Source organism: Skermanella pratensis (genome assembly GCF_008843145.1).
GTDB lineage: Bacteria > Pseudomonadota > Alphaproteobacteria > Azospirillales > Azospirillaceae > Skermanella > Skermanella pratensis.
The window spans coordinates 5,453,633-5,480,542 of the sequence record NZ_CP030265.1 but is presented as its reverse complement, the minus strand read 5'-3'; the positions used below and the strand labels follow the sequence as shown (position 1 = coordinate 5,480,542).

The window sequence follows — 26,910 nt, the reverse complement described above, 5'->3', positions numbered from 1 at the left end:
ACGCTGAAGACACGAAAGACATGATGCCCACGGACTCCGTGCATGCCGAGCTGGTGCTGGTCGGCGGCGGCCATTCCCACGTCCAGGTGCTCAGGAGCTTCGGCATGCGCCCGATGCCGGGGGTGCGGGTCACGCTGGTGACCCGGGACGTGGAGACGCCCTATTCCGGCATGCTGCCGGGCTTCATCGCCGGCCACTACGGCCACGACGCCTGCCATATCGACCTGATGAAGCTGGCGGGGTTCGCCGGCGCCCGGCTGATCCATGCCGAGGCGGCGGGCCTGGACCGGGAGAACCGCGCCGTGCTGCTGAGCGGCCGGCCGCCGGTGCGCTATGACGTGCTGTCGCTCGACATCGGGTCCACGCCCAGGGCCCACGACGTTCCGGGCGCCGCCGAGCACACGACGGCGGTCAAGCCGGTGGACAGGCTGGCCGGCCGCTGGGCCGCGCTGGTGGAGCGGGTGCGTGGGGCCGACCGGCGGCTCGACGTGGTCGTGGTCGGCGGCGGGGCGGCGGGCGTGGAGCTGGCGCTGGCGATCGACCACCGCCTGAAGGGCCTGATGGCGGCGGAAGGAAAGGCGGCGCTCCGGCCCCGCGTGGTGCTGGTGACGCGGGGCCGGCTCCTGGCCAACGACAGCGCGCGGGTCCGCGCCCGCTTCGACCGGCTGCTGGCGGAACGGGGGGTCGCGGTTCACACCGACGCGGAGGTGGTCCGGGTCGAGCCCGGCGCCGTGGTCTGCGCCGACGGCCGGCGGATCGGGTTCGACGAGGCGCTGTGGGCGGTCCAGGCGGGGGCGGCGCCCTGGCTGCGCGAGACGGGGCTGACGCTCGACGGGCGCGGCTTCGTCGCGGTCGACGCGACGCTCCGCTCGGTCGCCGACCCGCGGGTGTTCGCGGCGGGCGATGTCGCCTCGGTGCTGGAGCACCCGCGCGAGAAGGCCGGGGTCTTCGCGGTCCGGCAGGGACCGCCGCTGACCGGCAACCTGCGCCGCGCCCTGGCGGGCGAGCCGCCGGTGCCCTTCACGCCGCAGCGGAATTACCTGAAGCTGATCAGCACCGGGGACCGCTACGCCGTCGCCTCGCGCGGGGGAGTCTCGGCGGAGGGGCGCTGGGCCTGGGCGCTGAAGGACCGTATCGACCGGCGGTTCATGGCCAAGTTCCAGGACGTCCCGGCGATGATGCCGAAGCCCATGCCGGGACCGGAGGCCGAGCCGCGATGCGCCGGCTGCGGCGCCAAGGTGCCGGCCGAGGCACTGAAGGGCGCGCTGCGCCGGCTCGGGCTCGGGCTCGGACTGGGAACCGGCGCCGACGACGCCGTCGTGCTGGAGCCGCCGCCGCCGGGGCGGCTGACCGTCCAGACCGTCGATTTCCTCCGCGCCTTCACCGGCGATCCCTACCTGTTCGGCCGGATCGCGGCCAACCATGCGCTGGGCGACATCCACGCCATGGGGGCGGAACCCTCGACCGCGCTCGCCATCGTCTGCGTGCCGCCGGGGCGGCTGGACATCGTCGAGGACGACCTGTTCCAGATGCTGAAGGGCGGGCTGGACGTCCTGCGGGACGCGGGCGCCCTGCTGGCCGGCGGCCACAGCGCGGAGGCATCGGAGCCCGCCCTGGGCTTCGCCGTCACCGGCTCGGTCGAGCCGGAGCGCGTGCTGCGCAAAGGGGGCCTCCGGCCGGGCGACCGCCTGATCCTGACCAAGCCGCTCGGCACCGGGGTGCTGCTCGCCGGCGCGATGCGGGGCAGGGCGCGGGCGCGCTGGGTGGCGGGCGCGCTCGCGGTGATGGACCAGCCGTCGGGACCCGCCGCGCGCTGCCTGGCGGAGCACGGCGCCGGCGGCTGCACCGACGTGACCGGGTTCGGCCTGTTCGGCCATCTGGTCGAGATGATGCAGGCGTCGGGAACCTGCGTCCGGCTCGACCCCGCCGCCGTCCCGGCGCTGGCGGGTGCCCGGGAACTGCTGGAGGCGGGCATCCGAAGCACCCTTCACGCCGGCAACTCCGCGGCGGCGGCGCATGCCGACGGTCCCGTGCCGGACCTGCTGTTCGACCCGCAGACCGCCGGCGGCCTGCTCGCCGGGGTGCCGGCCGGCCGGGCGGAGGCGTGCGTCGCAAAGCTGCGGGGTTTGGGCTATGACCTCGCCGCAGTGGTCGGCAGCGTCGAATCCGCTGCCGGAACGTTCGGCGCCCGTGGACCCTGCGTCATCCTGGAGAGCATCCCGGCGCCGTCAGCCGCCGAAGGGAGAGTTTTGGCGGAGATCGTCGACACGGCCCGGCGGGGCTGAGCCCCGCTGGGAGTGCCGGAGCGGAGGCGGTTACTCCGACGCGGCCGGCGCGTCGGTCTTGTCCGGCGATGCGTCGGCCGGCGCCTCGGCGGGGGCGGCGGCCGCGTCGGGCTTCTTGGGGCGCTTGCGGTATTGGTTCTTGTAGACGACTTCTTCCGACGGACCGGGCGGGCACTGGGTGATCTTGTTGCCCTTGGCGAGATACTCGTCGACCAGAGCGTTGAGATCGTTGATCGATCCAACCTGACTTTTCTGCGACTTCATTGCGGTTCCTTGCATCGACGAGGGCCGAGCGGTCGCGGCGGCGGGCGCCGGGTCCGCATTTAGACAGTTACATCTATTAACAGATGGGTATTGGTTGGGTTGCCTTACAGAAGGGTTGACCGGATTCAGCCGGATGCCCCGATAGATCGGGCAGGAGGGTCTTGATTCCGGCCCGCCGCCGACGCACCATCGGAGACCGCTTCCAGGACTTGGCAGATGCCCGACGATCCGAGGCAGCGCCTGATCGCGCTCTATGCCGAACTGGCCGCCCATACCGAACCCGAATGCGCCGGCAGCCGGTGCGCCAAGCCGCTGTCCTGCTGCGCGCCGATGTATTGCGACCTGACGCGCGACTTCGCGCTGGAATACTGGGGCGAGAGGCTGGAACCGACCTGGCATCCCGCCCTGCCTTTCATGGGGCCGCGCGGCTGCACCGTCGCCCCGCATCTGCGCCCGATCTGCACGGCCCACACCTGCGAGGTCAACGAGCACGGCTGCAAGCGCGGCGACGAGGCCTGGACCGCCCGGTACTTCGACCTGACGGAGGAGATCGGGCTGATCGAGGAAGACCTGTTCGGCCAGAGGATGATCTGACCGGGAATGACGGCTATGGTCGCGCCATGAGCGTATTCCTTCATGCCGCATTCCGGGACGGCCGGCTTTGGCTCTGGGGCGAGACCGCGCGGTCCGCCGCGGCACCGCTGCCGGCCCCGCGCGGGCGACGGCCGAAGCAGCCGCGGCCGCCCTCGAACCCGTTCGACATCGGCGCGGAGGCGCTGGACGACCTGGCCGAGGTCATGGAACTCACGGCCGGCGTGGGACGCGTGACGCTCTGGCTGCCCACGGGACCGGACGGGCCGCTGGCCTCCAGCCCGGTGGTCGAGGAGCCGCCGGACGGGACGGCGCCCGTCGCCCCGGCGCCCTGGGACACCGCGGCGCTGGCGCTGGAACCCGGCGATATCGTCCGGCTGCTGGCCGACTGCCCGGCGGACGGGACCTACGGCCCCGGCCTGTTCGCCGGTCCCGACCTGGCCTACTGGGCCATGGCCCTGCGCTTCGCCGGAGCCGTCGCGGCGCGCGGCGCCGTGCTTCCCGACCTGGTCCGCGCCGGCGACGCCGTGTTCGCCCGCTGGCGCCCCGTGTTCCTGGGCCGCGACTCCCGGGCGCTGGCCGGGCTGGCCCGGTGCATGCCCGATGCGGCCCGTGCCATCGGGCCGGCCGGGGATTCCGGCGGGCTTCCGGTCGCCGTGCCGCCCGACACGGGACCGGCGGCGGTGCTGTCGGAATTCGTCGCGACGGTGGTGGATTCCCTGGTCCGCGCGGAACCCGACGGTTTGCCGAAACCGGCGGGGGAGACCCTGGACGACCGCTGGCTGGCGGCGCTCACGGGTGCCGATGCCCGGGTCAGGGCGGACGAGGCGGCGGTCCGCGCGTTCGAGGCGCGGCTCGCCCAGTGGCGCCGGCCGGTGGCCCTGGCGGCGGGCAGCCCGGTCCGGCTGTGCTTCCGGCTGGAGGAACCGCCGGTCTCCGTCGAGGAGGCACCCGACGACGAAGGCGGCCCGCCCGCCGTGGTCAGCCCCGCCGGCCCTTGGACGGTGCGCTATCTGCTGCAGCCCCATGACGACCCCAGCCTGCTGGTGCCCGCGTCCGACCTGTGGAAGGGCGGCGGGAGCGAGCTGGCGCGGCTGACCGGCGGCAAGGCCGACCTGCGGGAGTTCCTGCTGCTGAGCTTTGCGCAGGCCGGGCGGCTGTGCCCGCCGATCGAGGCCAGCCTGAAGCGCGGCATCCCGCAGGGGTTCGAGACCGACGCCGCGGGAGCGGTGGATTTCCTGACCCGCTTCGCGGCGGGACTGGAGCAGGCGGGTTTCGGCGTGCTTCTGCCGGCCTGGTGGACCGCGCGGGGCACGAAGACCCGGATCGGTGCCCGCGCCAGGGTGCGCGCGTCGAAGATGCAGGGCGGCAGCGGGCTGTCCCTGGACGATCTGGTCAAGTTCGACTGGGAGGTGGCGCTGGGCGACCAGACCCTGTCGGCCAAGGACCTGACGGCGCTGGCCCGGCTCAAGGCGCCTCTGGTCCGGGTGCGCGGCCAGTGGGTGCTGCTGGATGCCGACGAGATCCGGCAGGCCGCGGCGCGCCTGAAGCGGCGGGGCGAACAGGCCAGCGTCCGCGACCTGGTCCGGCTGGCGCTGGGCGGCGGCGACGACGCCGACGTGGAGGGGATCGCCGCGGAAGGCTGGATCGGCGACCTGCTGGCCCGCCTGACCGGACGGGAGCCGGTCTCGGACCTGCCTGCGCCCGGGGGGTTGCGGGCTGCCCTGCGGCCCTACCAGGGGCGGGGCTATTCCTGGCTGGCTTTCCTGCGCCGTTGGGGGCTGGGCGCCTGCCTTGCCGACGACATGGGCCTGGGCAAGACGATCCAGACGCTGGCCCTGCTCCAGCACGACCGGGAGACGGCCGGGAAGAAGCCGACCGTTCTGCTGGTCTGCCCGACCTCGGTCGTGGGCAACTGGCAGCGGGAGGCGGCGCGCTTCACGCCCGGCCTGAAGCTGATGATCCATCATGGCGCCACGCGGGAGAAGACCGCCGCCGCGCTGCGCCGCCAATGCCTGAAGCACGACATCGTGGTGACCAGCTACGCCCTCCTCCAGCGCGACGCGGAGGCGTTGAAGTCGGTCCCCTGGACGGGGGTGATCCTGGACGAGGCCCAGAACATCAAGAACGCCGAGACCCGCCAGGCCAAGGCCGCCCGCGCGATGCCGGCCGGGTACAAGGTGGCGCTGACCGGCACGCCGGTGGAGAACAACGTGGGCGACCTGTGGTCGCTGATGGAGTTCCTGAACCCCGGTTTCCTCGGCACCCAGGCCGCCTTCAAGCGGAACTTCTTCACCCCGATCCAGACCCGGCGCGACGAGGGCGCCATGGCGCGGCTGAAGTCCCTGACCGCCCCCTTCGTGCTGCGCCGGGTGAAGACCGACCGGTCCATCATCGACGACCTGCCGGACAAGCTGGAGATGAAGGTGTTCTGCACCCTGACCCGGGAGCAGGCGTCGCTCTACGCCGCCGTGGTCGAGGACTCCCTGGCGGAGATGGAGAAGGCCGAGGGCATCCGCCGCAAGGGGCTGGTGCTGGCGACCTTGGCGAAGCTGAAGCAGGTGTGCAACCACCCGGCCCAGTTCCTGGGCGACAACACGGCCATCGACGGCCGCTCCGGCAAGCTGGCCCGGCTGACCGAAATGCTGGAGGAGGTGCTGGCGGTGGGGGAGAAGGCGCTGGTCTTCACCCAGTTCACCGAAATGGGCGAGATGATCCGGCGCCACCTTCAGGACCGCTTCGGCCGGGAGGTGCTGTTCCTGCACGGCGGCGTGCCCAAGGCGAAGCGCGACCGCATGGTCGAGCGGTTCCAGGCCGGCGACGGTTCGGGGCCGCCGCTCTTCCTGCTGTCGCTGAAGGCGGGCGGGACCGGCCTGACCTTGACCGCGGCGAACCATGTGTTCCATTACGATCGCTGGTGGAACCCGGCCGTTGAGAACCAGGCGACCGACCGGGCCTTCCGCATCGGCCAGACCCGGCGGGTGCAGGTCCACAAGTTCCTGTGCGCCGGCACGCTGGAGGACAAGATCGACGAGATGATCGAGTCCAAGAGGAGCGTCGCGGAGTCCATCGTGGGTTCCGGCGAGGACTGGCTGACCGAACTGGACACGTCGCAGCTTCGCGACCTGCTGAGCCTGAGCCGCGACGCGGTGGAATAACGGAGGGGCATCGTCATGTCCTGGTACGAATGGGGGCCGACCCGCCCGCGCGAGGCCAAGGGCGGGATCAAGGCGCGCAGCAAGCGCGGCGGCTTCGCCGAGAGCTGGTGGGGCCGGCGCTGGATCGAGGTGCTGGAGTCCTTCGACATCGGCGGGCGGCTGGGCCGGGGCCGCACCTATGCCCGCAAGGGCCAGGTGCTCGACCTCACGGTCGATCCGGGAGTGGTCGCCGCCAAGGTCCAGGGATCGAGGCCGTGGCCCTACGAGGTCGAAATCGGGATGAAGCCGCTGACCGACGCCCAGTGGAGGAAGGTCGCCGAAGCGGTGTCGGAGGACACCTGGAGCGCCGCCCGCCTGATCGCGGGCGAGATGCCGGAAACCCTGGAGGACACCTTCAAGGCGGCCGGCGTGCCGCTGTTCCCGTCGCGGCTCCGCGATCTCGAAACCCGGTGTGCCTGCCCCGACTGGTCGAACCCGTGCAAGCACGTGGCGGCCGTCTACTATCTGCTGGCGGAGACCTTCGACACCGATCCCTTCCTGCTGTTCCGCCTGCGCGGACGCTCGCGCGACGATTTCGTGGCCCTGCTCGGCGGACCGGTCGAGACGGCGGTGCCGGAACCGCCGCCGGTGCCGCCCGCACCGTTGCGCGCAGATGCGGCCGCGTTCTGGCAGGGCCGCCCGGTCCCCGGCGACCTTTTCGGCGCGGCGTCGCTGCCCGGCGCGCCGACGGTGCTGGCGGCGACGCTGGGTCCCCTGCCGTTCTGGCGCGGGGAGGCGGATTTCCTGGAAGGGGTGGATGCCGCCGCGGGCCGGGCCGCCGCCCGGGGCCGGAAGCTGGCCGAAGGATCCTGAAGGCGGGGGTCTGTCGGGCAGCACCTTCCGCCGGTTCCAATCTTCCTGGACCAGTCTCACGCGCCGAAACCACCGCCGTGCCGCATGTCATTATAGTTTTTGATGGAAAACTATAATATGGACATGTTTCATGATGGGTTTCGGCTTCCACGAGGCGGACGAAGGCGGAGGGGGCCGGCTGCTCTCCTGCTACAGGCCGCCTGTTCCACCCTTGCCGTCGCTGGACGATGTCTGGCCGGCCGTCGAGCACGCGACGGCGGCGGTCGGCGCGTTCGACCGTGCGCTGAGCGGGTTCCGGATCTCGGGACGACCGGTGCCGGGAACGATCGGCCGGCTGTTCGCCCGGCTCGATGCGGTCCATTCCTCAGGCGCGGAGGGGGCGACGACGACCTTCACCGATCTGCTGGAATACGAGACTTCCCTGAACCGCGCGCCCGATCCGCAGGACGCCGGCCAAGTGGCCGCCTGCGCCGATGCCTTCGAAGCCTTGCAGGGCAAGGCATTCGCCCCGAAGGCCGCCATCCTGGAAATCCACCGTCGCCTGTTCGAGCGGGTTCCCGACCCGCACGTCTCGGCCACGGCCGGCCACTGGAAACGCTACGCCAACTGCACGGCGGACTACGACAGCCCGAACGGCATGTTCTTCTACACGCGGCCCGGCTCGGTCGACGCGGCTTTGGACGACTGGGAGAGGTTCACGCTGGATACCGGCGGACCTGAACTGGTCAGGCAAGCGCTGTCGCATTGGATGTTCGAGCATATTCATCCCGTGGACGACGGCAATGGACGGGTGGGGCGCCTTTTGGTCCCGCTGGTGCTGAAGCGGAAATCAGCCACCGACAATGCCTGCTGCTTCCTGGGGGAGGCCGTCCATTCGAACAAGGACCTCTATGTCGACGGGCTGAAACGGGGCCGGCTGACCGGAGATCTGGCGCACTGGACAAGGCTTCTGCTGTCGTTCGCGGCGCAGACCGCCGAACGGAACCTCATGCGGCTCGAAAGGCTGGGGGAGATCCTCGGGCGATGGCAGGCCGCCACGGCTGGACTCCGATCGCACAGCCTGGTCCACCGGCTCGTTCCCTGGGTGCTGACCCGGCCGGCATTCACCGTGAGGGATGCTCTGGCAGGTATCGGCGCCGGCACTTTCGCCAGCATGAACACGGCGATCGGGCGCTTGGCGGCTCTTGGATTGATCGAGCCGGCCAATGCCGCGGGACGGGAAAGGCTGTTCGCGGCTCCCGAAGTGATCGCCCTGTTCGACAGCGCCCGAAACACGGTACGGTAAGGTGACCGAAACTCCGGGAGCACGACGGCAGCATGGCAAAGCAGTTCCCCCGCATCACCGGCGCGCACCGGGACTTCATCGCGCGGCAGCACATCTTCTTCACGGCGTCGGCCGCCGAGGGGACGCGGGTCAACCTGTCGCCGAAGCCGGCCGACGCCTTCCGGGTGCTCGGGGAGAACGCGGTCGCGTATATCGACCAGACCGGCAGCGGCAACGAGACGGCGGCCCACCTGCTGGCCGACGGGCGGCTGACGATCATGTTCTGCGCGTTCGAGGGCGCGCCCATGATCCTCCGCCTGTACGGCAGGGGGCGGGTGCTGCATCGGGGCGGCCGGGACTACGCCGGGCTCCTGTCCGACCCGTTCGGCGGGGAGGAGCCGGCCGGCGCCCGGCAGATCGTCGCGCTGGACGTCGATCTGGTCCAGACCTCCTGCGGGTACGGCGTCCCGCTGTTCGACTACCGCGACGACCGGCGCAACCTGGACCGCTGGGCGGCGGCCAAGGGCGAGGAGGGCCTGGAGGCCTACCGCCGGGAGAAGAACGCCCGCAGCATGGACGGCCTGCCGACCGGCCTGTTCAGCGGGGAGCCGGTGCCGGGCTGAAGCCCTTCTCCTCCAGCCAGCGCCGTGTCTCCGGGTCGGCCAGCAGGCCGATGAAGGACTGGACGGCCGGGCGGTCCAGGCGGCCGGCGGGGACGACGAAGTCGTAATGCTCGGGCTGGAGCGGCAGGAAGCCCAGCCCGTAATCGGCCGCCACCGTTTCGATCGCGACGCCCCAGTCGGCCCGGCCCTGCGCCACCGCGGCGGCGACCGCGTTGTGGGACTTGGCTTGGGCCTGGTAGCCGGCCGGGCGGGCGCCGGCGAGGACGCGGTCGGCCAGGATCCGGGTGCCGCTGCCGGGGTTGCGGTTGATCATCAGGCAGCCGGGGTCGGCCGACGCCTGCGCCATGGCCTCCGCGGCGTCGCGGCCCTCGAAACGGGTATCGAAGGGGCGGAACAGGACGCCCTGGAGGCGCCGGTATCCGGGGACCAGCGTCAGCCCCTCGGTCAGGAACGGTTCGTTGTAGCGGCCGGTCGCCGGGTCCATCAGGTGGACGGGGGCCAGATCGCACTCGCCGCGCCGGGCCGCGGTCAGCCCGCCCATGCTGCCCACGTTCAGCACCTTGACGGTCACGCCGCGCCGCTGGAGCAGGCCCAGCAGATGGTCGAGCCCGACGCAGTGGCTGCCGATCACCACGAGATCGGCCGGCTCGACGCCCCGCCCGATCAGCCGGACGGAGACATCGGTGCCGGCTTCCACAGCCTCCTCGTGCTGGGGGATCGCGACGAAGCCGTCGGCGTGGCTGAAGGCGGTGACCGCGCCGGAGCCCTTGGCGAGCGGATAGGCCGCCAGCCCAGCGTCGGTGCGGACCAGCGAAACCATCGAGAACTCGGTCCGGCCGCGTTCCGAGGTCAGGCGGATCGGCAGGGTGGCCTGGATGGTCTCGCCGCGCTCCGGCGGAAGCCCGGCCAGCGCCCGGATCACGGGGGCCACGAACTCGTGGAAGGTGAAGATCGCGGAGGTCGGGAAACCGGGCAGGACGACCAGCGGCTTGCCGCCGGTCACCGCGAGGCACAGCGGCTTGCCGGGCTTGAGGGCGACCCCGTGGACGACGATGCCGGGATCGGTGAAGCGGCTGATCACCCGGTAGCACAGGTCGCCGGCGCCCTTGGAGGTGCCGCCGGACAGGATCATCATGTCGCAGCCGGAAAGACCCTGGTCCACCGCTTCGCGCAGCGCCTCCTCGTTGTCCGGGCGGATGCCCATCGGGACCGCCTCGCCGCCCAGTTCGGTGACCGCGGCGGCGACGATGGCACCATTGGAATCATAGACCTTTCCGGGTGCGATCGGATCGCCCGGCGTCACGATCTCGTCGCCGGTGGACAGGACGGCGACGCGCGGGCGGCGGCAGACCTCGACCTCGGCGCGGCCGATGGCGGCGAGCACGCCGAGCTCGCGCGAGGTCAGGAGCTGGCCGGCGCGCAGCACCGTCTCGCCGCGCGCGATGTCGCTGGCGGCATGGGCGATGAACTGGCCGGGCGCCGCGGCGCGGTGGAACTCGACCCGCACGGCGGCATCCGCCCCATCGGCCGTGCCCTCGTCGATCACGTCGGTATGCTCGACCATCACGACCGCGTCGGCGCCGCGCGGCACCATGCCGCCGGTGGCGATCAGGGTCGCGGTGCCGGGCTCGACCGTCACGGCGGGCGCCCGTCCGGGAGTCAGCACCTCGGCATTGAGGGTCAGGACGCGGGGCCGTTCCTCCGACGCGCCGACCGTGTCGGCCGAGCGCAGGGCGAAACCGTCGACGCCGGAGCGATCAAAGCCCGGCACGTCGACTCCCGCCACCACGTCGCGGGCCAGCACCCGGTTCAGCGCGCCGGAGAGGGTGACCGTCTCGGACCCGACGGGGGCCAGGGTCAGGTGCCGGTGGAACCGGGCCGTGGCCTCGTCGCGGCCGACCACCTCCAGGAACTGTTCCTGCCGGGCCGCGGCGCGCAGCTTCTGCCGCAGGTCTGACTCAGACATCACTCACCTCGGGGAAAACCAACTTCACGCATGTCGCCTCGAACGTTCCGGTCAAGCATTCCGGGGGCCGAACAGGATGACCGCGGCCCCGGCCAGGCACAAGGCCGTGCCGGCCAGGTCCCAGCGGTCGGGGCGCGCGCCCTCCACCGCCCACAGCCAGCCCAGCGACGCCGCGATATATACCCCACCATAGGCCGCATAGGCACGGCCGGCGAAATCGGCGTCGATCCGGGTCAGGATCCAGGCGAAGGCGGCGAGGCTGGCCATGCCCGGCAGCAGCCAGAGGGCGGTCTTGCCGAGCCGGGCCCAGGCCCAGAAGGAGAAGCAGCCCGCGATCTCGGCCACCGCCGCGCCGGCGTAGAGCAGGAACGTCGCCGCCATGGTGCCGGTCAGGTCCCGGCGCCGGGATCGAACAGGTGGACGGCGACGGCGCTGCCGGCCGGGTATCCTTCGCGGTCGGCGGGCACCAGCACGAAGCCATCGGCGCGGGCGACCGACGACAGGCTGGCGAGGCCGCCGGACCCGATCGGCTCGACCCCGCCCTCCCCCGTCAGGCGGACGCGGCAGAAATCGCTCCAGCCGCCGGGCGAGACGATCTTGCGCGCCGTGACCAGGGTCGCCTGCGGAAACGGGAAGCCGGCATTTCCGCCGGCCATGCGCCGCACCGCCCGCCCGGCCACCGCCTCGTAGCCCGCGAAGCAGCGGGCCGGGCTGCCGGGCAGGACCACGACCGGCGTGCCGCCGGCCATCCCCAGCGCCAGGCTGTCCGCAGGCCGCAGGGCGATGCCGTGGATGTCCAGCGAACCGGCGGAGGCCAGCGCCTCGGCGGACCGGTCGGTCTCGCCGAGGCCGCTGCCGCCCGCCAGCAGGATCAGGTCGGCGCCCGGCTCGGCCAGCACCCCGCGCAGGGCGGCCAACCCGTCGGGCACGGTGGGCCGGCGGTCGGCGGGCCGGCGATCGGCGATGCCGCCGTCCCGCTCGACCAGCGCCGCCAGCATCGGCGAGTCGAGATCGTTGCCGTCCCCAACGTCACGGCCGACCGGCACGATCCGGACCACGGGGCGGCGCACCACCGCGACCGTGTCGATACCCAGGGCCGCCAGCAGCGCGGCATCGGACGGGCGGACCCGGCGGCCTGCCGCCAGGACGATCGTTCCGGCCCCGACATCGTCACCGCGCCGTTCTATCCCCTCGCCCTCGGCGACGGAGGCCACCAGCTCGATCATTCCGAAATCGGAACGGGTATGCTCGGCCGCGGCCATCGCGTCGGTGCCGGGCGGCACGGCGTCGCCGGCCGACACCGGCAGCAGCGGCCCCGAGAGTCCCAGCGGAATCGGGTTGTAATCGGAAGCGCCGACCGTGTCGGCGGCGCGGACCGCGAAGCCGTCCGCCGCGACCCGGTCGGCCGGCGGCAGGTCCGATCCGGCGGCCACATCCGATCCGGCATGGCGACCGACCGCCTCCCAGGGGGCGACCGTCTCGATCCCGCGCGCGGGGGATCGGGCGTCGATCCAGGCCCAGGCCTGCTCCAGGCCGGCACGCGCGGCGAATCCCCGCACGCGCGGGCGGGATGTCGGATCGGGAATGGTTTCAGGCGGCATCATGGCCTTATCGTACAGCGGCGGCACCGGCGCGGCACGGGAAAGGAATTTGCAAGTCGCGATTTTTTCGTCGTATATCGACGGATACAACTCTCCTGAAAGGGCATCGGACATGAAGATTTCGGCAGCCTTTCCGAAGCGGCGCAGCCTCCTCGCGGCCACCCTGGCCGTCGCCCTGGCCGCTTTCGGCGCCGTGACGGCTCCGGCGGCCCATGCCCGGAACACCCTTGTCATGGCCGCGGCCAGTATGAAGGACAGCCTGGAGGAAGTGGCGAAACTCTACGAGCGGAAGACGGGCAACAAGGTCGGCCTGTCCTTCGCCGCCAGCTCGGCGCTCGCCAAGCAGATCGAGCAGCAGGCCCCGGCCGACATCTTCATCTCCGCTGACCTGGACTGGATGGATTATCTGGCCAGGCGCGACCTGATCAAGCCGGAGAGCCGCGCGAGCCTGCTGGGCAACCGGCTGGTGCTGATCGCCCCCAAGGCGGTCGCCAGCCCGATTACCATCGGGAAGGGCGATTTCCCGATCCTCCAGCGGCTGGGCGAAAGCCGGCTGGCGACGGGCGAGCCGAACAGCGTGCCGGTCGGCAGATACGCCAAGGCGGCGCTGACGCATCTGGGCGTGTGGGACAAGGTCGAGCCGAGGCTGGTGCGGGCCGAAAGCGTCCGCTCGGCCCTGGCCTTCGTGTCGCGCGGCGAGGCGCTGTTCGGCATCGTGTACGAGACCGACGCCAAGGTGGACAAGGGCGTGGAGATCGTGGGCATCTTCCCGGCCGACAGCTATCCCGCCATCATCTACCCGGCCGCCCTGACCACGGCGGGCAAGGCGCCGGATGCCGCCGCGTTCCTGGCCTTCCTGAAGTCGCCGGACGCCTTCGACGTGTTCCGGAAATACGGCTTCACCCCGGCCCCCGCCACGCAGGGCTGACGGAAGCCCGGCCGATGCTGACCCCCCTGGAGATCGAGGCGCTCAGCCTCAGCCTGTGGGTCGCGACCTGGAGCACGCTGGCCGTGCTGCCGTTCGCGATCCTGGCCGCCTTCATCCTGGCCCGGGCCGATTTCTGGGGAAAGTCGCTGTTCGACGGCATCATCCACATGCCGCTGGTGCTGCCGCCGGTGGTGATCGGATACCTGCTGCTGATAACGCTGGGAACCCGCGGCCCGATCGGGTCGTGGCTGCTGGAGACTTTCGGCATCCGCCTGATCTTCACCTCCGCCGGCGCCTCGGTCGCGGCGGGCGTCATGGCCTTCCCGCTGATGGTGCGCGCGATCCGGCAGGCGATCGAGGCCATCGACACCGGGCTGGAGGCGGCGGCCCGGACCCTGGGGGCCGGCCCGCTCGACCGGTTCCTGACCATCACCTTGCCGCTGATGCTGCCGGGCGTCCTGTCCGGCGCGGTGCTGGCGTTCGCCGCGAGCCTGGGAGAGTTCGGGGCGACGATCACCTTCGTGTCGAACATCCCGGGGGAGACGCGGACCCTGCCGCTGGCGATCTACACCGCCACGCAGACGCCGGACGGCGACGCGGAAGCGGCGCGGCTGGTAGCCCTGTCCTTCGGCCTGTCGCTGGGCGCCCTGATCCTGTCCGAGTACCTGGGCCGCCGGGTGCGCCGGATGATGGGGCGGTTCTAAGGGTTTTTGGCCACAGATGGACGCAGAGAGCGCCGGGAGACCGGCAAGGAGTAGCGGGTGAAAGTCCTGTACGGTGAAGGAGTAGCGACCCACACCGGCCCCGAGTCATGCGGCGGCGGTCGCGAGGCCGCCGGCGAAGCGTTGACAGGGGAGCGCATAGGCCAGCCATTGAGCCGCGTAAGAATCTCGATCCCGGATGCCGACAGGGTTCTGTGCCTGGAAGGCGATACGGCGGGGCGCGTCATGCGAGCACCCCGGCGGTCCGGCGTGGTCAGAGACCCTGGCATGTGCGGACGCTCCTTGCGCGGGAACCGGGAGATCTTCGGCGTGACCAGGGGCCGATGGCCGTCTGGTCCGCACCGGGAAGGCGAGGAGCCGTAGCCGGTGACGCACGCGCCGAAGAGGTCAGACCCATCCATAGTACCTGTGAAGCCGGCGAACGCGGACGCGGAGCCGGTGGAGGGAAGGGGTGGGGCCGAGGGGAATGCGTCTCCGCCGCACACGGGCCGGGCTCAGGACCGGGCCCCCGTGCTCTCGGGGCTGGAGCGCATACGTCAAGCGGCACGGGAGCGAAAGGAGGAGCGGTTCACCACCCTTCTGACGCACGTGGATACCGACCTGCTGCGCTTTGCCTATCGGGCATTGAAGCGGGACGCGGCACCGGGTGTGGACGGAATGACGTGGCGGGAGTACGCGGAGGGGCTGGAGGAACGGCTGGCGGACCTGAAGGACCGCGTGCATTCCGGCCGCTACCGGGCGCACCCGTCACGCCGGCATGTCATCCCCAAGCCGGACGGCCGGATGCGGCCGCTCGGGATCGCGGCGCTGGAGGACAAGATCGTCCAGCGGGCGCTGGTGGAGGTGCTGAACGCCATCTACGAGGAAGACTTCCTCGGCTTCTCCTACGGCTTCCGGCCGGGACGGGGGCAGCACGACGCGCTCGACGCGTTGGCGGTGGCGATCGGCGAGTGCCGGGTGAACTGGATCCTGGATGCCGATATCCGGGCGTTCTTCGACAGCATCGACCACACCTGGATGATGCGGTTCCTGGAACACCGGATCGGCGATGCCCGCGTCCTGCGGCTGATCCGCAAGTGGCTGACGGTCGGCGTGGTGGACGAGACGGGGAAACGGCAGCCGGCGACGGCCGGCAGCCCGCAAGGGGCGGTGGCATCGCCACTGCTGGCCAACGTCTATCTCCACTACGTCTACGACCTGTGGGTCCGGCAGTGGCGCCAGCGCCACGCGACCGGGACCATGGTCGTGGTGCGCTACGCCGACGACACCGTCGTCGGGTTCGAGCACCGGTCGGACGCCGAGCGGTTCCTCGCGGACTTGCGGGAGCGCCTGGCGCGGTTCGCCCTGGAACTGAACGCCGACAAGACCCGCCTGATCGAGTTCGGCCGGCAGGCACAGGCCGACCGGGCCAAGCGCGGCGCGGGAAAACCGGAGACCTTCGACTTCCTGGGCTTCACCCACATCTGTGGGCGGTCCCGGCGTGGCGGCTTCCTGCTGCGACGCCAGACCCGGCGCCAGCGCAAGCAGGCCAAGCTCAAGGAAATCAAGGAGGAACTCCGGCGGCGCTGGCACCAGGGCATCCCGGAGCAAGGCCGGTGGCTGGGACAGGTGATGAGCGGCTTCTACGCCTACTTCGCCGTCCCGACCAACTACCGGGCCCTTGCCAACCTGCGCTACCATGTCGGCGTCCTGTGGATGAGGGCGCTGCGTCGGCGCAGCCAGAAGGACAAGACACCGTGGGACAAACTCACGCGCCTTGCCGATCACTGGCTGCCACGGCCGCGCATCATTCATCCCTGGCCCGGAAACCGCTTCCGCGTCAAACACCCAAGGTGGGAGCCGGATGCCTTAATCGGGCACGTCCGGTTCTGTGCGGGGGCGCCCGGTAACGGGCGTCCCTACCGCGATTAAACTCAGATAAGAAAAATATAATAGTTCTATCATCAATGGTAATAATCATTTTAACTATATCGAATATACTTATTATTTCTATTCTTATCTGAGTTTATCTGCATCCATCTGCGGCCCAACAAAGCACTCAACCATTACTCAACTCTCCGGGGAACACAGAAGCATGCTCGACGTGGCGATCCGGCGGCGGCAAGGGGCCTTCGACCTGGACATCAGGTTCCAGGCGCCGAGCCGGGGCGTCACCGCCCTGTTCGGACGGAGCGGGTCGGGCAAGAGCTCCGTCATCAACGCCATCGCCGGCTTGGCGAAGCCGGACGCCGGGCATATCCTGCTGGACGGCACCGTGCTGTTCGACAGCGCGCGGCGGATCGACGTGCCGGCCGAGCGGCGGCGGACCGGGTACGTGTTCCAGGACTCGCGCCTGTTCCCCCACATGTCGGTGCAGGACAACCTGCTCTACGGCATGCGCCGGGTGCCGCAGGAGGAGCGGCGCATCGCGCTGGAGCCGGTGGTGGACCTGCTGGGCATCGGCGGGCTGCTGAAGCGCCGGCCCTACAGCCTGTCGGGCGGCGAGAAGCAGCGGGTCGCGGTCGGCCGCGCTCTGCTGGCCCAGCCGCGCATCCTGCTGATGGACGAGCCGCTGGCCTCCCTCGACGCGGAGCGCAAGGCGGAGATCCTGCCCTATATCGAGCGCCTGCGGGACGAGCTGAACATCCCGATCGTGTTCGTCAGCCATTCGGTGGACGAGGTGGTGCGGCTCGCCACCACCCTGGTCCTGGTGGCCGACGGACGGGTACGGGCGGCGGGCACGGTGGCGGAACTGTCGGTGCGGCTGGACGTGGGCGCCGTGATCGGCGGGCTGGAGACCGGGGCCGTGCTGGACACCACCGTCGCCGGCCACGACCCGGCCACCGGGCTGACCGAGCTGCGGTTTCCCGGCGGGACCCTGACGGTGCCCTTGCTCGATCTCGCCGCCGGCCAGCCGCTCCGGGTGCGCATCCAGGCGCGCGACGTGATCCTGGCGCTGGAGCCGCCCTCGCGGATCAGCGTGCACAATATGCTGGAAGGGCGTATCGTCGAACTGGACGAGGCGGCCGGACCGTCGCGGGACGTCAGGATCGACATCGGCGGATCGTTCCTGCTGGCGCGGGTCACCCGCCATTCGATCGAGCGGCTGGGCCTGGGGGTCGGAACGCCGGTCTTCGCGCTGGTCAAGAGCGTCGCCTTCGACCGGGTTTTTCCCGGTCCGGCGGGACGAGGCGTCGCCTTGTAGAGTGCCGTCGGGGTACAGTGCCGTCGGGGTACAGTGCCGTCGGGGTACAGTGCCGTCGGGGTGGAAGGACCAAGAACAGAGTTGAGGAATCAACCGTCATGGCGAAGCTGAGGCTGCGCATCGATTTCGAGCCGGAAGGTTCGCTGGGTCCCGGCAAGGTGGCGCTGCTGGAAGCGATCCGGCGCTGCGGGTCGATCTCCAGCGCCGCGCGCGAACTGGACATGTCCTACCGGCGCGCCTGGCTGCTGGTGGACGACCTCAACCAGACCTTCCGCCAGCCGGTGGTGAACGCCATGGTCGGTGGCCGCAAGGGCGGCGGTGCCGGCCTGACCGCGTTCGGTGACAGCGTCATCCGCCATTACCGCGAGATGGAGGCGGAGGCGCACGAGGCGCTGGCCCGCCACCTGAAAGCCCTTCAGGACGAGGTCGTGGCCGGCGGCGACGCGGTGGCGCCGCCCCGGGAGTGCCCGGTTCCCGAGGACGGATCGGAAAGGGGTGAGCAGGAGCGCGATTGCGACGGCCGCAAGGCGATGCAGCGCAGCCTGTCGAAGCAGCCGGCGGGGCGTCCGAACTGACGGTCCCGGCATAACGTCGTCATCGTCCATCCAAGTGGGGGAGAAGCCAGCATGCATGCCACTCTGTCACGCCGCCGTTTTCTGGTGCTGGGAACCCAGGGGGCCGCGGTCTCCCTGGTCGTCGCGGGCTGCTCGTCGGCGGCGCCGCGGACCGAGGAGGCTCCCGCCGATCTCGTCGCCGCGGCGACGACGACCCTGTCCAACTTCACGCGCGATCCCAACATGGCCTGGTTCCGCGACAACCTGCCGACGGCCCAGGGCCTGCTGATCGTGCCGACCTTCCTGCGTGCGGGCTTCATCTTCGGGGGCGCCGGCGGCAACGGGGTGCTGATCACGCGCGACAGCGCCGGCGGCAGCTGGAGCTATCCCGCCTTCTACACGGTGGCGGCGGGCAGCGTGGGGCTCCAGGCCGGGGCCGAGGTCGCCGAGGTGATCCTGATGATCCGCAGCGTGCGCGGCCGCGACGCGATGCTCGGCAACAGCCTCAAGCTGGGCGCCGACGTCGGCGTGGCGGCCGGACCGGTCGGGGCCGGCGCCCGGGTCGCGACGTCGGACATCCTGTCCTTCTCGCGCTCCAGGGGGCTCTATGGCGGGGTCACCCTGGACGGCTCGGTGATCACGACGCGCGACGCCTGGAACGCCGCCTTTTACGGACGCGCCGTGCGCCCGGTGGACATCCTGGTCAGCCGCACCGTCTCCAACCCGCAGGCCGACCCGCTGCGCGACTTGGCGGCCCGCGGGGCCTGAGGCCGCTCAGCCCTTCGTGAGCATCAGGGTCCCCTGCTTGGCGATCCGGCCGGTGATCTTCTCCGCCAGCATGGCGAGCACCCAGGGCAGGTCGACTTCGAGCCGGACCAGATCGTCCTGCACGTCGATCCGGCCGCCGATGGTCTGGGCCAGGACGGCGACCTCGAAGCGCATCTGGCTCTCCGACCAGTGGTCCTCCACCGAGGCGCCCACGCCGGCGAGCTGGGAACGCACCTGCCCCATGCCGCCCTGAAGGCGCCGCTTGGCCTCCTCGCGTCCGAGCTGGTGGGGGATCGTCACGACCACGGGCTTTGGCATTTCTGGTTCCTCTTAGGTTTAACCATAGGTACGAACCCCGTCCGCCGATTTACAGAGGCGATGGAAACAGGACCGTCCCCGGGAATGTTTCGCTCTTCGGACCATTGATCTTCGGATCATTGATATGACGGCGAAGCGGCGGGGGCGGACAATGGCGACGGGCGGCAGGACGAGGAAATGGAAGCGGGCGGCGTCGCGGATCCTGAATCTGGCGGCCCGTCCGGTGCGCACCGCCCACGGCAAGCGCGGCGTGGTGCTCCAGCCCTACCGGGGCTACGGCTCGCGGGAAGAGGTCTTCCTGATCGGCAGGGTCTTCAAGCAGTCTCGTACGCAGCATGGCGGCGGCGAGGAGGACATCGCCGGCCATTTGCGGGATATCGGCCGCCGGATCGCACGGCGCGCGGTCGCCGGAGCCACGGTCACCGCCCGGTTCGGCGGAGCCGAGGAGCGGGTGGAGACCGACAAGGACGGCTATTTCAGGGTGCATCTGCGGCACGGAGCGCTGCCTCCGTCCGAAGACGCCTGGCGGCCCATGGACCTGACGCTGGACCAGCCCGAACCGGTCCACGCCCGGGCCGACATCTTCGTTCCGCCGGAGCGCTGCCGCTACGTGGTGATCAGCGACATCGACGACACCGTGATGTTCACCGGCGTCGCCGGCAAGCTCAAGATGCTGTGGCGGCTGTTCGTCCAGGACGCCGAGAGCCGGGTGGCATTTCCGGGAGCGGCGGCCCTGTACCGCGCGTTCCACGACGGGGCCGGCGGCGACGAGCGGAACCCGATGCTCTACGTGTCGCGGGCACCCTGGGGGATCTACGACGTGCTGGACGAGTTCTTCCGGATGCACGGCATTCCCGTGGGTCCGGTGCTGTTCCTTCGGGAATGGGGCATCACCTGGAAGAGCCCGCTGCCGCGCAAGGCCGAGGATCACAAGCGCGAACTGATCGGCAACATGCTGCGGCTCTACGAGGACCTGCCGTTCGTCCTGGTCGGCGACAGCGGCCAGCACGATCCCGAGGTCTACCGCCGGATCGTGGACGAGCACCCGGGCCGGGTGCTGGCCGTCTATATCCGCAACGTGTCCCGCGACGAGGCCAGGATCGCCGAGATCGAGGAACTGGCGAAGGCGGTCACGGCGGCCGGAAGCAGCATGGTGCTGGCCGCGGACAGCCTCGCGATGGCCGAGCACGCCGCCGGCCTGGGACTGATGGCCCCCGAGGCCGCGGCGAAGGTGCGCGCGGAGATCGAATCGGAGACGGCCGGCGGGGCCTCTCCGGGACCGATGCGGAGCGTATCCCGCCGCGACCTGCGCCGGACCGTCACCGCCGAGGGTGCCGACCGGGACGCCGCTCCGCCGAACCTGGTCGTGGAGCCGACGAGCCGGCGACGAAGCTAGCGCGAAGAACCCGGTTTGGACGGCGGCTGAGAGCCATCGCCCGCCGTTCCTGCGCCGACAGGGCCGACTTTCAGGAAACCAAAGTCCTCCGCCTTTCGTCCCTGAGTCCCGCCGGCCCGCCGGATGGCGGCGGCTAGCATTTCCCATTGCTCGTCCGGTAGCCGGGACAGGCCTTCGACCAGGGCGCTTCGCCATTTCGGTCCCCGCGACCATGCCTCGATCCAGGCATCGGCGAGATCATGGTGACGCCTGGGAGCCATGGCCTCGATCAGGATGCCGGCCTGGGCGACATCCTTGTCCGCCTTCAGCCGTCCGCCCGGGTCGGCGCGTCGCCGTGCCGCGACGATCAGCTTATGGACCGCGTACCGCTCTGGCGCTGGTACCCGGACGGAGACGCCGCCGGCGTGAAGCAACACGGACCGAACCGGCGCGTGGATCAGGAAGTCGAGGAACCGTAGGGGCTGGGCGGCGGCTCCGCCCAAGGCCGGCATCGCGGCAGGCTTGCCCTGGTGCTCGTCCTTGCCGGTGTTGGGCACCAGGAACTCCACCAGGAAGCCTTTGCGGTTACGAAACGCCGTGGCCTGTCGGGCGTCGGCCTGATGCGGCACTTCCTGGAAGCCGGGGTCGACCTGCCGGAGCACGTCCAGGATGGGCGGCAAACTGTCCTCGATCGAAATGGATACCGAGTGGAACTGGGCGATGTCCATGTCGCCGGTGCGTAGATGGGCGGCGGGAAGCCGTAAGCCGAGCATTCCGGCATAGCATTGGAACGCCAGCGTGCCGACCAGGACACCACGGAGCCGGAACAGACCGGCCTGCCGCAGGGCCTCGGCGAGGTCGCCGGTGAAGGCATCGGGTGCCGGCAATCCGGCGGCCTTGAGGGCGGAGACCATCCGCCGCCGCTCGGTGAAATCCGCCTTCAGGTCGCGGAACCGTTCGACGCGGGCCGCAATCTCCGGGTCGTCGGCCGGACCGACATAGCGGCTGTAACGTTGGCGATCCTCGTAGCCCTGGAAATACCAGTAGCCCCGACCCTTACGTTCCTTCTTCGAGAAGTTTCCGGTGGCGGGGAAAGCCGCATCGAACTCGGCGTCCAGGCTGCGCTGCTCCAGGTCGGCGAACAGGGTCTGTATAGCCAGCCCAAGCTCCCGCATGCGCCCCTCCGGTCCGACAGTTGCCTTCAAAATTGAATTTACAGGCAACCGCTGGACTGTGCAACGCCGCCGGTGCGGACAATCGAGCCTGGCCCAATTGGTGGAGACCCCGATCATGCTCCTGGTCGGCTCCGCTCAGCTACTCCTGCTTATCCCATTGATCAGACTGCGGAGTCGTCTGCGGGGGGCTGGCATTTCTGAACTCGCGTCCCCACCGACGTTCGGTCGGTACTGGGCCGGACCAGGATCAATCGTTTCCTGTTGACCGGCAGCCATTCCCACGCCGTCTGGGAAGCACGCCGGGTGATCATTGAGATCAAGGTCGTGTTCGATGAGGCACGTCGGGATGTCGTCCGAAGCGACTTGGTCAGCGTCACATGCAAGTGGGCCTGCTGATCGCCGATCCCTTTCTTTGATGGCCGGCATTGTTCTGCCTATCGCAGACCCGACCATCTACATTGATCTGGACCTGCTGATAAGCCGCCCCTCCAGCCTCCCTGGAAGCGAAAATACCGGACGCTCTACCATAAGCATTATGCTTTAGTTTCTTGGGATTCCATTTCTACACCCTCTAAACCCATTGATTTTCGTATATGGTCCGACGGAGCGTTCGTTGTGCCAGCATGGCCGAGGCTTCAAGTTCCGCTTCGTACGATTCAGGATTGTTTAGTATTGCTTGGTCTTTTTCTGGCGTCGCGACGTGAACCCAAGTGTTCCGGTATCTTCGCAGCTTGTGAATGTCTTCTCACAGTTCTTGTGCAATTAGCGCTTTGTCTATCAAATCTGCGAGAGGTATCCGTTCGTTTGCGGCATAATCTGCCCGAAGATAGGTCTCGATAGCCGCGACCGCCATTACGACCGTCGCCAAGTTTGCCCCTGCTATAAATGCGTAATCGCATTCCTTGACGATAAATGCGCACCATTCGGACATAGTTGCGCCGCCTTTCAAGATTTCATCGTCAAGGGCGGTAATGAACGCCCATTTTTCTTCTTCGTTCATTTTATCTGCCCCATTCTCGGCGCAGTATGCGTCATAGGAATTTTCTGGCTCGAATCGTTCAACCGCGTTTTCGCCATTGCTTCAGCTTAATCGGAAGCCGCACCCGCCATCTTTCATCGCGGGCAGCTAATAGCTACGGCTTTCCGAAGGCAAATTTTCCGATTACCATGAAATTGGTGGAGCCGAGGAGGATCGAACTCCCGACCTACGCATTGCGAACGCGTCGCTCTCCCAGCTGAGCTACGGCCCCACACCTGAACCCCGTACCGCCGAAACCGTCGCGGTGGAGTGGGCCGGATAATGGTGGGCGGAACGGGGTCTGTCAAGCGTCCTGCGTCGAAATATGCTTGCGGCTCCGCAGGCTGCGGTGCTTGCCTGAGGCAGGTGGGGAGGGTAGGGTGCAGCGCATTTTTTTGTCCTGCGGCCCGGTAGACCATGCAATCTTTTCTCCTGCTGATCGATACCATTCTGGGGCTCTATGTCTGGATCCTGATCGCCTCCGCGATCCTGAGCTGGCTTGTCGCCTTCAACGTGGTCAATACCCGCAACCGAGCGGTCTATGTGATCGGCGACTTCCTGTATCGCGTGACCGAACCGGTGCTGGCGCCGATCCGGCGCATCCTGCCCAACCTGGGCGGACTGGATCTTTCGCCGATCATCGTGATCCTGCTGATCTTCTTCATCCGCAATCTGCTGCGCGAGTACGCGTTCCTGGTGTGACGCCGTTCAAGCCGGTTGCCGACGGGGTAACGGTCGCCGTCCGGCTCACGCCTAGGGCATCGCGCAACGCCGTGGCCGGGATCGGCACCGTCGGGATCGGCACCGCATCATCCTCCGGCACCGGGCAGGCGGGGCGGGAACAGGCCGTGCTGAAGGTGATGGTGACCGCCGTTCCGGAGTCCGGCCGCGCCAACGAGGCCCTGGTCCGGCTGCTGGCGAAGGAGTGGAAAGTGGCCAGATCCTCCATCACGCTGGTTGCGGGCGCCGCCGACCGCAACAAGATCCTGCACGTCGCCGGCGACCCCGCCGATCTCATGACCCGTTTGACGGCACAGTCCGTCCCAACCGACCCGCCCGGAAGTTCCAAGCCATGAGCCAGGCAAGAATCATCGACGGCAAGGCCTTTGCCCAGCGCCTGCGCGACCGCCTGTCCCTCCAGGTCGCCGGCCTCGGGGAAGCCCACGGGCTGCGGCCCGGCCTGGCCGTCGTGCTGGTCGGGGAGAACCCGGCCAGCCAGGTCTATGTCCGCAACAAGGGACAGGCGACGGTAGCATCCGGCATGCGCTCGTTCGAGCACAAGCTTCCCGACACCACCGACCAGGCGACGCTGATAGACCTGGTCGAGCAATTGAACCGCGACCCCGCCGTCAACGGCATCCTGGTGCAGCTTCCGCTGCCGCCGCAGATCGACCCGGCGGCCGTGATCGCCGCGATCGACCCGGACAAGGACGTGGACGGCTTCCATGTGGAGAACGCGGGCCGCCTTGCGCTCGGGCTGCCCGGCATGGTGCCCTGCACGCCGCTCGGCTGCATGATGCTGCTGAACGACGTGCTGGGCGACGACCTCGCCGGCCGGCGGGCGCTGGTGCTCGGCCGGTCGTCGATCGTCGGCAAGCCGATGGCGAGCCTGCTGCTCGCGGCGTCCTGCACCGTCACCACCGCCCATTCGCGCACCCGCGACCTGGCCGAGGAATGCCGGCGCGCCGACATCCTGGTGGCGGCGGTCGGCCGGCCGGAGATGGTGCGCGGGGACTGGATCAAGCCGGGAGCCACCGTGATCGACGTCGGCATCAACCGGGTCCCGTCGCTCGATCCGGTCGCGGCGTCGGAAGGCAGGACGCGGCTGGTCGGCGACGTCGCCTTCGACGAGGCGGCCCGCGTGGCCGGCGCCATCACGCCGGTGCCGGGCGGCGTCGGCCCCATGACGATCGCCTGCCTGCTGCTCAACACGCTGACCGCGACCTGCCGGCAGAACGGCGTGGCGGTCCCGGCGCCATGATCACCGCCTACGGCCGCACGGGGTCGGGTGTCTTCAAGGAGTCGCTGGAGACCGGCGCGGCATTGCCGGACGGCGCCGTCTGGATCGACCTGCTCCACCCGACCGAGGAGGAGCGGGGCGTCATCGCCCGGTTCCTCGGCATCGACCTGCCGACCCACGAGGAGATGATGGAGATCGAGGTCTCCAGCCGTCTCTATGTCGAGAACGGCAGCGCCTACATGACCACCCCGGTGATCACCCGCGCCGACACCGAGCATCCGGGGCTGGGCGTCCTGACCTTCATCCTGACGCCGGGCCACCTGGTCACGGTCCGCTACGTGGAGCCCAAGAGCGTCGACACCTTCGCCGTCCGGCTCCAGCGCCAGCCCGACCTGATCGCCGGGCCGGAGAGCGCGCTGCTCGGCATGCTGGACGCCGTGGTCGACCGCGCGGCGGACGTGCTGGAACTGATCGGCACCAGGATTGACGGGATCAGCCGCCGCGTGTTCGACGATCCCCTGCCGGCGAAATCGCGCAAGCGGGTGCGCAAGCCGGATTCCCTGCGCGAGGTCATGCGCGACATCGGACGGATCGGCGACGTCACCAACAAGGTGCGCGACAGCCTGGCCGGGCTCGACCGGCTGGTGGCCGGACTTGGTCAGTTTCGTCGGCGGATAGCGGCCACGGCGGTTTGCTGTGGACTACGCTGAGGCGTTTTGGCGGATGAGATCGGGGAGCCAGGGCACGCGGTCGGCGTCCGGGATATTTAGCCGGGCCCCGAGGTAGTCCCAGAACGAGATGGCGAGCTTGGAGCAGGTTTTCAGCAGGCTGAGAAAGGTGTCCCGCGCCTGCTTGCCGGCCGCGGAGCGGGTCTCGCCGGAGATCCTGCGTTTGGTGACGAAGCTGCGGACATCGTTCTCCGAGCCGTTGGTGTGCAGCGGGATATCTGGCCGGTCGAGGACAAGCAGCAGCTCGTCCTTGTTGGCAAGGGTCCGGGCGACGGCCTCATCGAGTTCGGCAAAGCCGGTGACCCGGGTGAAGATCCGATCGAAGCGCCGCCTCAACGCCGTTCGGCGGATGGCGTTCGGGTCGTCCTTGTAGAGTTTGAGATCGGCGTAGAACCACCAGACCAGCTGGCGCTGCAGCGCGACCTGGCGCTGCTGCTCGTTGGTCACGCAGACGATCCGGCGGAGATGGCGCTCGGCGTGGATCCAACACAAGGCGTGCTGGAAAACGTCGAACTGACCGGCATCATCGGAGATGATCACGGTGTCGGTCAGCAGGCCGCGGGCGACGATGGCTCCGACCATGGCCGCCTCGGTGACCCGCCGACGATGACCGGCGCCGAAGCCGAAGCTGTCCAGCTGGGCCTGCCACGCCGCATCGTCGGCAAAGCTCCGGGGTCCGGCGGCGAGCAGAGCGGCGACGATGCTTTCCGGCACGCCGTGTTCGACCAGGTAGGCCAGCGCCGTGGCATTGATCACGTAGTCGGGATGGCCGGCACGGAGTAGGTCGAGGAAGTTCAGTCGGCTCTTCGACGGCCGGGTAGCGAACCAGGCGAAGCGGTCATTGCCAATGTGCGTCGTGTACTCGTTGGCCCCAGCGTGGCGGGCGCCGGTATCATCGACCGTCACCCAGGCGGCAGTTGCCAGCCCGGCCTCCAGGATGGCGTCCTTCTCGGCATGGAAAGCATCCTTGTTGGCCGTCAGGAGGGTGATAATCTGACCCTTGGAAATGCGCACGCCCAGGCCTCTCAGCTGGGCGCGCAGGCGCTCCACCGTCACCTGCCCCTGGACGTGCTGCATCAGCACGAAGCGCACGATCCCGGGGCCAAAGTGGCCGCGCACCTCGGGCGGCAGCGGTGCGATGATCTCCTGGCCGTCCGGTGTCACCCAGCGCTCGCGGCGGAAGCGGATGACCTGCGGCGCCAGGATCAGATCCTGCACGGTGAAGGGCTCGAAGCCGCGCCGGCGCGAGCCCGCCGGGGCCTCGATGACAAGGGTGCGCTCCGTGGTCACCGGCGGGGTGCGCCGGCCACTCTGCCGGTTGCGCCGCTGCCGGCGCGCCTCCTTGGTCCTGGCCCGCCTGTCCGGCTCTGTCGCCTTGTCCATGCCGCCCGGTGCCAGCTTCGGTTTCTTCGGTAGATCCTTCAGCTGGGCGTTCTCTGCCCGCAGCTGCTGGTTCTCCTCTTCCAATGTCGATACGCGAACCAGCAGCTCGACCACCAGCTTCTTCAGCTCGGCGAGAGACAGGGCGTCCAAGTCTGGAAGCGGCGCTACGGACATGGCTTAGACAACCATGTCC

The 26,910-nt window shown here is 69.5% G+C and carries 26 protein-coding genes and 1 tRNA gene; 18 read left to right on the top strand and 9 right to left on the bottom strand.

The window, feature by feature from the left end:
* Nucleotides 1–20: 20 nt before the first annotated feature.
* Complete coding sequence (gene selD / locus DPR14_RS25180) at nt 21–2,285, top strand: selenide, water dikinase SelD (RefSeq protein ID WP_158047594.1); 2,265 nt, start codon at nt 21–23, stop codon at nt 2,283–2,285.
* A 30-nt stretch (nt 2,286–2,315) separates the two neighbouring features.
* Here the strand turns inward: selD and DPR14_RS25175 are convergent, their stop codons facing one another.
* Nucleotides 2,316–2,549 carry a hypothetical protein gene (locus DPR14_RS25175; RefSeq protein WP_158047593.1) on the bottom strand — a complete coding sequence of 78 codons (234 nt, stop codon included), beginning with the start codon at nt 2,547–2,549 and terminating at the stop codon, nt 2,316–2,318.
* Nucleotides 2,550–2,765: 216 nt separating this feature from the next.
* Between DPR14_RS25175 and DPR14_RS25170 the strand changes: the two genes are divergently transcribed.
* From DPR14_RS25170 to DPR14_RS25150, 5 genes are all read left to right on the top strand, one after another.
* A complete protein-coding gene (locus DPR14_RS25170; RefSeq protein WP_158047592.1) occupies nt 2,766–3,143 on the top strand; it encodes a hypothetical protein in 378 nt (125 codons plus the stop codon).
* Nucleotides 3,144–3,169: 26 nt separating this feature from the next.
* Nucleotides 3,170–6,298, top strand: coding sequence for a DEAD/DEAH box helicase (locus DPR14_RS25165; protein ID WP_158047591.1), 3,129 nt, complete (start codon nt 3,170–3,172; stop codon nt 6,296–6,298).
* Nucleotides 6,299–6,313: 15 nt separating this feature from the next.
* Nucleotides 6,314–7,150: an SWIM zinc finger family protein gene (locus DPR14_RS25160; protein WP_158047590.1), complete on the top strand. Its 837-nt coding sequence runs from the start codon at nt 6,314–6,316 to the stop codon at nt 7,148–7,150.
* A 130-nt stretch (nt 7,151–7,280) separates the two neighbouring features.
* Nucleotides 7,281–8,435, top strand: a complete 1,155-nt coding sequence (locus DPR14_RS25155; RefSeq protein WP_158047589.1) for a Fic family protein — start codon at nt 7,281–7,283, stop codon at nt 8,433–8,435.
* 32 nt (nt 8,436–8,467) lie between these two features.
* A complete protein-coding gene (locus DPR14_RS25150; protein WP_158047588.1) occupies nt 8,468–9,037 on the top strand; it encodes a pyridoxamine 5'-phosphate oxidase family protein in 570 nt (189 codons plus the stop codon).
* On the opposite strand, the gene DPR14_RS25145 is transcribed toward DPR14_RS25150, so the two are convergent.
* The 3 genes from DPR14_RS25145 to DPR14_RS25135 are packed head-to-tail and all read right to left on the bottom strand — an operon-like array spanning nt 9,012 to nt 12,607.
* Entirely contained in the window at nt 9,012–11,003 is a 1,992-nt protein-coding gene (locus tag DPR14_RS25145) for a molybdopterin biosynthesis protein (protein ID WP_158047587.1), read from the bottom strand. The two genes, DPR14_RS25150 and DPR14_RS25145, sit on opposite strands and share 26 nt — an antisense overlap.
* Nucleotides 11,004–11,054: 51 nt before the next feature.
* Nucleotides 11,055–11,384: a YnfA family protein gene (locus tag DPR14_RS25140; RefSeq protein ID WP_158047586.1), complete on the bottom strand. Its 330-nt coding sequence runs from the start codon at nt 11,382–11,384 to the stop codon at nt 11,055–11,057.
* Nucleotides 11,385–11,392: 8 nt separating this feature from the next.
* Nucleotides 11,393–12,607, bottom strand: a complete 1,215-nt coding sequence (locus tag DPR14_RS25135) for a molybdopterin molybdotransferase MoeA (protein WP_192499156.1) — start codon at nt 12,605–12,607, stop codon at nt 11,393–11,395.
* Nucleotides 12,608–12,716: 109 nt separating this feature from the next.
* Here DPR14_RS25135 and modA point away from each other — a divergent pair, with 109 nt between their 5' ends.
* The 6 genes from modA (at nt 12,717) to DPR14_RS25100 (ending at nt 18,760) form a co-directional block, all read left to right on the top strand.
* Nucleotides 12,717–13,532 carry a molybdate ABC transporter substrate-binding protein gene (gene modA / locus DPR14_RS25130; protein WP_158047584.1) on the top strand — a complete coding sequence of 272 codons (816 nt, stop codon included), beginning with the start codon at nt 12,717–12,719 and terminating at the stop codon, nt 13,530–13,532.
* Between the two features lie 14 nt (nt 13,533–13,546).
* The gene (gene modB, locus DPR14_RS25125; protein WP_158047583.1) at nt 13,547–14,236 is read left to right on the top strand and encodes a molybdate ABC transporter permease subunit; all 690 of its coding nucleotides are present in this window, start codon (nt 13,547–13,549) and stop codon (nt 14,234–14,236) included.
* Nucleotides 14,237–14,764: 528 nt separating this feature from the next.
* A complete protein-coding gene (gene ltrA, locus DPR14_RS25115) occupies nt 14,765–16,165 on the top strand; it encodes a group II intron reverse transcriptase/maturase (RefSeq protein ID WP_343038684.1) in 1,401 nt (466 codons plus the stop codon).
* A gap of 163 nt (nt 16,166–16,328) precedes the next feature.
* Nucleotides 16,329–17,438: a molybdenum ABC transporter ATP-binding protein gene (gene modC, locus DPR14_RS25110; RefSeq protein ID WP_158047581.1), complete on the top strand. Its 1,110-nt coding sequence runs from the start codon at nt 16,329–16,331 to the stop codon at nt 17,436–17,438.
* A gap of 98 nt (nt 17,439–17,536) precedes the next feature.
* On the top strand, nt 17,537–18,013 hold the full coding sequence (locus DPR14_RS25105; protein ID WP_158047580.1) for a winged helix-turn-helix domain-containing protein: 477 nt from the start codon (nt 17,537–17,539) through the stop codon (nt 18,011–18,013).
* A 51-nt stretch (nt 18,014–18,064) separates the two neighbouring features.
* Complete coding sequence (locus DPR14_RS25100; protein WP_158047579.1) at nt 18,065–18,760, top strand: lipid-binding SYLF domain-containing protein; 696 nt, start codon at nt 18,065–18,067, stop codon at nt 18,758–18,760.
* A 6-nt stretch (nt 18,761–18,766) separates the two neighbouring features.
* On the opposite strand, the gene DPR14_RS25095 is transcribed toward DPR14_RS25100, so the two are convergent.
* Complete coding sequence (locus tag DPR14_RS25095) at nt 18,767–19,078, bottom strand: polyhydroxyalkanoic acid system family protein (RefSeq protein ID WP_158047578.1); 312 nt, start codon at nt 19,076–19,078, stop codon at nt 18,767–18,769.
* A gap of 124 nt (nt 19,079–19,202) precedes the next feature.
* Here DPR14_RS25095 and DPR14_RS25090 point away from each other — a divergent pair, with 124 nt between their 5' ends.
* Nucleotides 19,203–20,474 (top strand): App1 family protein phosphatidate phosphatase, encoded by a 1,272-nt coding sequence (locus DPR14_RS25090; RefSeq protein ID WP_246148571.1) that lies wholly within the window; start codon nt 19,203–19,205, stop codon nt 20,472–20,474.
* Here the strand turns inward: DPR14_RS25090 and DPR14_RS25085 are convergent.
* Nucleotides 20,471–21,628: a nucleotidyltransferase family protein gene (locus tag DPR14_RS25085; RefSeq protein ID WP_158047577.1), complete on the bottom strand. Its 1,158-nt coding sequence runs from the start codon at nt 21,626–21,628 to the stop codon at nt 20,471–20,473. The genes DPR14_RS25090 and DPR14_RS25085 overlap by 4 nt on opposite strands.
* A 261-nt stretch (nt 21,629–21,889) precedes the next feature.
* On the opposite strand from DPR14_RS25085, the gene DPR14_RS29205 reads away from it, so the two are divergent.
* Nucleotides 21,890–22,024 carry a hypothetical protein gene (locus tag DPR14_RS29205; protein WP_425500991.1) on the top strand — a complete coding sequence of 45 codons (135 nt, stop codon included), beginning with the start codon at nt 21,890–21,892 and terminating at the stop codon, nt 22,022–22,024.
* Nucleotides 22,025–22,373: 349 nt separating this feature from the next.
* Here DPR14_RS29205 and DPR14_RS27910 read toward each other — a convergent pair whose 3' ends face one another.
* Complete coding sequence (locus DPR14_RS27910) at nt 22,374–22,628, bottom strand: hypothetical protein (protein WP_211103871.1); 255 nt, start codon at nt 22,626–22,628, stop codon at nt 22,374–22,376.
* A 174-nt stretch (nt 22,629–22,802) separates the two neighbouring features.
* A tRNA-Ala gene (locus tag DPR14_RS25075) sits at nt 22,803–22,878 on the bottom strand.
* Nucleotides 22,879–23,063: 185 nt separating this feature from the next.
* Between DPR14_RS25075 and DPR14_RS25070 the strand changes: the two genes are divergently transcribed.
* Genes DPR14_RS25070 through DPR14_RS25055 form a run of 4 tightly spaced genes read left to right on the top strand, consistent with a single transcriptional unit; the run spans nt 23,064 to nt 25,316 of the window.
* Nucleotides 23,064–23,348 (top strand): YggT family protein, encoded by a 285-nt coding sequence (locus DPR14_RS25070; protein ID WP_158047576.1) that lies wholly within the window; start codon nt 23,064–23,066, stop codon nt 23,346–23,348.
* Nucleotides 23,345–23,722: a DUF167 domain-containing protein gene (locus tag DPR14_RS25065; protein ID WP_158047575.1), complete on the top strand. Its 378-nt coding sequence runs from the start codon at nt 23,345–23,347 to the stop codon at nt 23,720–23,722. The genes DPR14_RS25070 and DPR14_RS25065 overlap by 4 nt, the downstream gene beginning before the upstream one ends.
* Entirely contained in the window at nt 23,719–24,627 is a 909-nt protein-coding gene (gene folD / locus DPR14_RS25060) for a bifunctional methylenetetrahydrofolate dehydrogenase/methenyltetrahydrofolate cyclohydrolase FolD (protein WP_158047574.1), read from the top strand. Before DPR14_RS25065 ends, folD begins: the two co-directional genes overlap by 4 nt.
* On the top strand, nt 24,624–25,316 hold the full coding sequence (locus DPR14_RS25055) for a CorA family divalent cation transporter (RefSeq protein ID WP_158047573.1): 693 nt from the start codon (nt 24,624–24,626) through the stop codon (nt 25,314–25,316). The genes folD and DPR14_RS25055 overlap by 4 nt, the downstream gene beginning before the upstream one ends.
* Here the strand turns inward: DPR14_RS25055 and DPR14_RS25050 are convergent.
* Nucleotides 25,308–26,891 (bottom strand): IS66 family transposase, encoded by a 1,584-nt coding sequence (locus tag DPR14_RS25050; RefSeq protein ID WP_158043385.1) that lies wholly within the window; start codon nt 26,889–26,891, stop codon nt 25,308–25,310. The two genes, DPR14_RS25055 and DPR14_RS25050, sit on opposite strands and share 9 nt — an antisense overlap.
* Nucleotides 26,892–26,910: the final 19 nt, after the last annotated feature.

What these genes read in the sequence shown, in the direction of transcription:
- selD (WP_158047594.1), top strand. Translation starts at nt 21, where the DNA reads ATGATGCCCACGGACTCCGTGCATGCCGAGCTGGTGCTGGTCGGCGGC.
- DPR14_RS25175 (WP_158047593.1), bottom strand. Translation starts at nt 2,549, where the DNA reads ATGAAGTCGCAGAAAAGTCAGGTTGGATCGATCAACGATCTCAACGCT.
- DPR14_RS25170 (WP_158047592.1), top strand. Translation starts at nt 2,766, where the DNA reads ATGCCCGACGATCCGAGGCAGCGCCTGATCGCGCTCTATGCCGAACTG.
- DPR14_RS25165 (WP_158047591.1), top strand. Translation starts at nt 3,170, where the DNA reads ATGAGCGTATTCCTTCATGCCGCATTCCGGGACGGCCGGCTTTGGCTC.
- DPR14_RS25160 (WP_158047590.1), top strand. Translation starts at nt 6,314, where the DNA reads ATGTCCTGGTACGAATGGGGGCCGACCCGCCCGCGCGAGGCCAAGGGC.
- DPR14_RS25155 (WP_158047589.1), top strand. Translation starts at nt 7,281, where the DNA reads ATGATGGGTTTCGGCTTCCACGAGGCGGACGAAGGCGGAGGGGGCCGG.
- DPR14_RS25150 (WP_158047588.1), top strand. Translation starts at nt 8,468, where the DNA reads ATGGCAAAGCAGTTCCCCCGCATCACCGGCGCGCACCGGGACTTCATC.
- DPR14_RS25145 (WP_158047587.1), bottom strand. Translation starts at nt 11,003, where the DNA reads ATGTCTGAGTCAGACCTGCGGCAGAAGCTGCGCGCCGCGGCCCGGCAG.
- DPR14_RS25140 (WP_158047586.1), bottom strand. Translation starts at nt 11,384, where the DNA reads ATGGCGGCGACGTTCCTGCTCTACGCCGGCGCGGCGGTGGCCGAGATC.
- DPR14_RS25135 (WP_192499156.1), bottom strand. Translation starts at nt 12,607, where the DNA reads ATGATGCCGCCTGAAACCATTCCCGATCCGACATCCCGCCCGCGCGTG.
- modA (WP_158047584.1), top strand. Translation starts at nt 12,717, where the DNA reads ATGAAGATTTCGGCAGCCTTTCCGAAGCGGCGCAGCCTCCTCGCGGCC.
- modB (WP_158047583.1), top strand. Translation starts at nt 13,547, where the DNA reads ATGCTGACCCCCCTGGAGATCGAGGCGCTCAGCCTCAGCCTGTGGGTC.
- modC (WP_158047581.1), top strand. Translation starts at nt 16,329, where the DNA reads ATGCTCGACGTGGCGATCCGGCGGCGGCAAGGGGCCTTCGACCTGGAC.
- DPR14_RS25105 (WP_158047580.1), top strand. Translation starts at nt 17,537, where the DNA reads ATGGCGAAGCTGAGGCTGCGCATCGATTTCGAGCCGGAAGGTTCGCTG.
- DPR14_RS25100 (WP_158047579.1), top strand. Translation starts at nt 18,065, where the DNA reads ATGCATGCCACTCTGTCACGCCGCCGTTTTCTGGTGCTGGGAACCCAG.
- DPR14_RS25095 (WP_158047578.1), bottom strand. Translation starts at nt 19,078, where the DNA reads ATGCCAAAGCCCGTGGTCGTGACGATCCCCCACCAGCTCGGACGCGAG.
- DPR14_RS25090 (WP_246148571.1), top strand. Translation starts at nt 19,203, where the DNA reads ATGACGGCGAAGCGGCGGGGGCGGACAATGGCGACGGGCGGCAGGACG.
- DPR14_RS25085 (WP_158047577.1), bottom strand. Translation starts at nt 21,628, where the DNA reads ATGCGGGAGCTTGGGCTGGCTATACAGACCCTGTTCGCCGACCTGGAG.
- DPR14_RS27910 (WP_211103871.1), bottom strand. Translation starts at nt 22,628, where the DNA reads ATGAACGAAGAAGAAAAATGGGCGTTCATTACCGCCCTTGACGATGAA.
- DPR14_RS25070 (WP_158047576.1), top strand. Translation starts at nt 23,064, where the DNA reads ATGCAATCTTTTCTCCTGCTGATCGATACCATTCTGGGGCTCTATGTC.
- folD (WP_158047574.1), top strand. Translation starts at nt 23,719, where the DNA reads ATGAGCCAGGCAAGAATCATCGACGGCAAGGCCTTTGCCCAGCGCCTG.
- DPR14_RS25055 (WP_158047573.1), top strand. Translation starts at nt 24,624, where the DNA reads ATGATCACCGCCTACGGCCGCACGGGGTCGGGTGTCTTCAAGGAGTCG.
- DPR14_RS25050 (WP_158043385.1), bottom strand. Translation starts at nt 26,891, where the DNA reads ATGTCCGTAGCGCCGCTTCCAGACTTGGACGCCCTGTCTCTCGCCGAG.